Source organism: Candidatus Hakubella thermalkaliphila (genome assembly GCF_013281975.1).
Taxonomy (GTDB): domain Bacteria; phylum Actinomycetota; class Humimicrobiia; order Hakubellales; family Hakubellaceae; genus Hakubella; species Hakubella thermalkaliphila.
Map to the genome: position 1 here is coordinate 1 of NZ_BLRZ01000122.1, position 4,500 is coordinate 4,500.

A 4,500-nucleotide genomic window follows, 5' to 3' on the forward strand; every position below is an offset into this window, starting at 1 on the left:
TCGCTGCCCACCGCTTCCTCTATAGCTCCCACGACCGGGCCACCCGCACCGCCAGAAGATACTCGCGGAGGGAGGTGCAGCAAAAGGCAAAGAGAGCGGGCTTCTCCGTCCTGCGGCTCTCCTATTGGAACTTCTTCCTGTTCCCTGCTGTAGCGGTCACGAGACTCTTGCGCAAAGGTGCCACAGAGCGAACTACCTCTGATCTCCGCCTTCCTCACCCCTTACTCAACTCTTTCCTGGACCGGATAGTAGCCCTGGAAGCCCTATTGCTACGCTATGTTGATCTTCCTTTAGGCTCCTCCATCATTGGCGTTCTCAGAAAGGAGGACTAGATCTCCTCCTGATAGAACTTTCGAATCAGGTCTGCCACATAGGCGACTTCCTCCTCCCTCATCTCCGGAAAGATAGGCAGGGAGAGGACCTCCTGGGCACAGGCTTCGGACACGGGGAAGTCTCCCTCCCGGTAGCCCAGGTGCTGGTAGGCTACCTGAAGATGAACCGGGATGGGGTAATGAACCAGAGCAGGAACTCCCTGCTCCTCCAGGTAGGCGGCCAGGCGGTTTCTTGCCTTGCTCTTGACCACATAGAGATGGAAAATGTGCTCCCTTCCTGAAGCCAGGAAAGGAACTTCCACTCCCTCTAAGAGCGAGGAATAGAGATCGGCCCACTGGCGACGGAGGGCGTTCCAACGATCCAGATACCTCAGCTTCACCCGGAGAACAGCCGCCTGGAGCTCATCTAAACGGCTATTCAGGCCCTCCGCTACTGCATGGTAGCGATCTGACTGTCCGTAGTTGCACAACAGCCGGACTCTTTCGGCAATTTCCAGATTATCGGTCAATACCATCCCGCCGTCCCCGTAGGCTCCCAGGTTTTTAGTAGGATAGAAGCTAAAGCAGCCCACCTGACCGAACGTGCCCACTCTCTTACTTCCGTAAGTAGCCCCGTGGGCCTGGCAGGCGTCTTCGATCACCAAAAGACTGTAGCGGTCGGCCAGACTAAGAATGGGGCCCAGATCTGCCGCCTGCCCATAAAGATGAACCGGCAAAATAGCTCTGGTCCGCGGGGAGATCTTCTCTTCGATCTTATCCGGATCCATGGTAAAAGTTCGAGGATCCACATCCACAAAGACGGGGCAGGCGCCCACCAGGGAGATAGCGGCGACCGTGGCGACAGCGGTATTGGGTACAGTGATCACCTCGTCCCCTGACCCGATACCACAGGCAAGGAGAGCCAGATGGAGAGCCTCCGTCCCTGAACCTACTCCTACCGCAAAACGGGCCCCGCAGTAAGAGCTGAACTCCTCCTCAAATAGACGAACATTCTCCCCCAGGATGAACTGGCCTCCTTTGAGGACAGACTGCAAAGCAGCATCTATCTCCTCCCGCAGAGCAGCGTACTGCCTGGTCAGATCGACGAATGGTACTTTCATCTTCCGTGACGTGATCATCAGCTTCTCCCCTGCAAAAATGCCACTATTTCTCACCAGTAGTGCTTTTTGTACTTGCGGTAATAGTCGAAAGTCCGGTGGAGTCCCTCCTCCAGAGAGACTTTAGGCCTCCAGCCAAGTAAACGGCTTATCTTGGAGTAGTCAGCATAGAAGCTACCAATATCGATCCTCTGGCGGTCCTCAGGAAAGGGGACCAGCTCATAGCGGCCACCCCTATTGATCTGGACAAGAAGCTCTACCAGTTCCCGCAAGCTTATGGGCTTCTCTCCGCCCAGGTTGAAAACCTCACCATTGGCTTCATCACTGGCCGCCGCCAGAAGAAAGGCTTCCACCGCATCGTCCACGTAAGTAAAGTCCCGCAACTGGCTGCCATCGCCGTAGATAGTGATGGTCTCCCCGTCAATTATCTGGCGAATGAACCATCCTATGAAGCTCTGGCGGTCGTGCTTCATAAGAAGCCGAGGTCCATAAGTGTTAGTCAGACGCAGGGAGGTGGACCTCACACCATAGATCTCGTCATAAAGAAGGTGGTACCATTCCCCGGTCATCTTATTTATTCCGTTCACGTCCGTCGGGTGCATAAGGTGCTTCTCATCCACAGGCAGGTAGTCCGGCTTACCATACTGCTGGCGCGTCCCGGCGTAGACTATCTTCACCTCCCTGTTGTTCTTGCGGCAGGCTTCCAGGATGGAGAGATGGCCGCGGCAATTCATCTCCAGGTCAGTATAGGGATCCCTCATGCTGTCGATGTGGCTGACCTGGCCTGCCAAATTGAATATATAGTCCTGCCCCTTCACCAGGTAGCTCATGCTGGCCTCGTCACGGACATCAGCAATGTTAACGGTCACCTTCCTGCGGATATCTCGGATATTGAAAGGATTTCCACCGTACTCTGGAAGGAGACAGTCCACCAGCAGAACCCTGGCGCCCAGCTCCACCAGTCGGAGAGCCAGGTTGCTTCCGATAAAGCCCAGCCCTCCCGTGATCAATACTCGTTTTTTTCTAAAGCAGCTCTCCAGCTCTTCCACGCCGGGACTCCTCTCTTCTAATTACCAGTTTCCACCAGAGCTTGAGGAGATCTATGCCCACCCGAAAGACCCGGCGGAAGGTAAAAAACTGGGATTTTCCGCTGGTGCGGAAGTAGTGGTGGACTCCCACCTCGGCAAAGCGGAAGCCAGCACGGTGGATTTTGGTAATCATCTCTACACAGATTACCCCGCTATTAGACTCTAGCTCCACCTGGTCGAAGATGGACTTGCGCATGAGGCGAAAGTCGCAGTCTATGTCTCGAATGGGGAATCGGAACATCAGCCTGGTAATGTGGTGGTAGAGCTTCCCGATGATAACTCTATAAAGGGGGTCCGATCTTCTGATTTTGTACCCATTGACAATATCCACTCCCTCCGTCATGGAGGGGAGGAGGAGCTCCAGCTCTCTGGCATCGTATTGGGCATCCGCATCGGTATAAAAGATATATTGGTACTTGCTCTCCTGGATACCGGTTCGGATGGCCCTACCGTAGCCCTGGTTCCTCTCATGGTAGACTACCCGCACCCGGTCAGAGAACAAATTGATCTTCTCCAGGATGCCCCTGGTCTGCGCCTGGCTCCCGTCATCTACCAGGATAATCTCATAATCTCTGGCCACTCTATCTAATACGGAGATGGCAGTGACCACCATGCTCCCGATGGTGCCCCAGTCGTTGTAGACGGGAAAGAATACGGAGATATCTTTTTTGGCTTCTTCGGAGTTCTCAGTAGTTATTGGGTCCCTCCTTCAGGGTGTGGTGAGCATTCTGCTGCCGGAGGTAGAAGCAACTGGCCCCCGCATACGACCAGTATAGCTACCGTCTCGGATATGTCAATATGAAGAGCGGGTATCGATGGAGACTCTATAGATTCGAGCCCCCTTGTTGTTAAAGATTAGCTCCAGGCCATCCGCTGCCCCCAGTTTTAACCAGCCATGGCTGATAGAACTCTCTTTATATCCTTGAAATACATAGTCGATGCGGTATTTTTTCAAAATCTTTCTTCTCTCATCATGCGTAGTGGTTACGGAGAAAAACTTCTTGTAGTCGTTGAACTTCTCGTAGTAATCTAAGGTGTGCTCCACGCTGCCCAAAAGGCTAAATTTGTCAGTAATGAATGGCAAAAAGTACCCAATCTCGGGCGAACTAAGAGCATGTCCCTGGGGAAGCGATTTTAGATATGTTAACGCGTTGTAATCTTCGTTCGTTACATAGGCGGGGTATAGGCTTCTTAGAGGGATTTGGACAAAGAAAATAGCATAGAAGATAAAAGAAAAAATTGAGATAAATATAATAAGGGTCACAATAAGGGTTGCAAGATACCTCTCCAGGCTAAATGCTCTCTTGACTGCACTAAGACCCTTGTCTGACGCGGTTTTCAGAACTTGTGGAAACCCTCCTCCCTGTTTCCACTTCAATATTCTATTTGTCATGCTGAAGGCAACTTTTTGGATACCGCTTGAGGAAATTATGGCCAGCGGTAGCCAAAGGAAGTGAACCGATCTGTAGGTATTTAGACCGAAAAAAAGTTTGGCAGGCGCTATTGACAGAGCCGTGAAAAGAGCGAGCCAGAGGTAGAAAAAAGAAAGATTTTCCGAAAAGAAACCAGCTCTCTTCCGCAGGCGATTCACCTCGATTAGGAAGAGGAGGGAAAATACTCCAGCTAATGACACCATGCTAAGCTTAGAATAGGAGGGGAAGGCAAGAAGAAATTGAGGCAGCCTCACGTTCAGAAAGAAATCATTTTGCAAGACCAGCATAAAGACCTCAAAAGAAATTAAAGAACCAACAGCAACCAGCAGATATATTAGCATTTGTCGGTTCCCTATCGTCTTATAAAAATCGTATACAGTGAATATGAGGTTCATGCTCATGACCAGGACTAGATATGTCAATCTAGCTCTACTCGCAACGACGTCCGCATAGATTCGGAACATGATCGGATTCTGGAGATAGCTGAAAAGCCATGGAAGAGTCCCAGCCAGGGAAATGGTGTAAACAACACTAAGGGAACTTAACTTTG

4 protein-coding genes and 1 pseudogene are annotated in these 4,500 nt (G+C 51.4%); 1 reads left to right on the forward strand and 4 read right to left on the reverse strand.

Translation table 11 applies throughout. The features are described from left to right. Positions 1-332 (forward strand): annotated as a pseudogene (locus HW443_RS09455) (class I SAM-dependent methyltransferase); the annotation flags it as partial. On the opposite strand, the gene HW443_RS09460 reads toward HW443_RS09455, so the two are convergent. The 4 genes from HW443_RS09460 to HW443_RS09475 form a co-directional block, all read right to left on the reverse strand. Further along, the gene (locus tag HW443_RS09460; protein WP_176238102.1) at positions 329-1,450 is read right to left on the reverse strand and encodes a DegT/DnrJ/EryC1/StrS family aminotransferase; all 1,122 of its coding nucleotides are present in this window, start codon (positions 1,448-1,450) and stop codon (positions 329-331) included. The pseudogene HW443_RS09455 and the gene HW443_RS09460 overlap by 4 nt on opposite strands. 32 nt (positions 1,451-1,482) lie before the next feature. Beyond that, complete coding sequence (locus HW443_RS09465) at positions 1,483-2,469, reverse strand: NAD-dependent epimerase/dehydratase family protein (RefSeq protein ID WP_407079820.1); 987 nt, start codon at positions 2,467-2,469, stop codon at positions 1,483-1,485. Further along, entirely contained in the window at positions 2,453-3,214 is a 762-nt protein-coding gene (locus tag HW443_RS09470) for a glycosyltransferase family 2 protein (RefSeq protein WP_176229224.1), read from the reverse strand. The genes HW443_RS09465 and HW443_RS09470 overlap by 17 nt, the downstream gene beginning before the upstream one ends. Before the next feature lie 96 nt (positions 3,215-3,310). Beyond that, positions 3,311-4,500 (reverse strand): hypothetical protein (locus HW443_RS09475; RefSeq protein ID WP_219857241.1); only part of this gene is annotated, 1,190 nt, incomplete at its 5' end.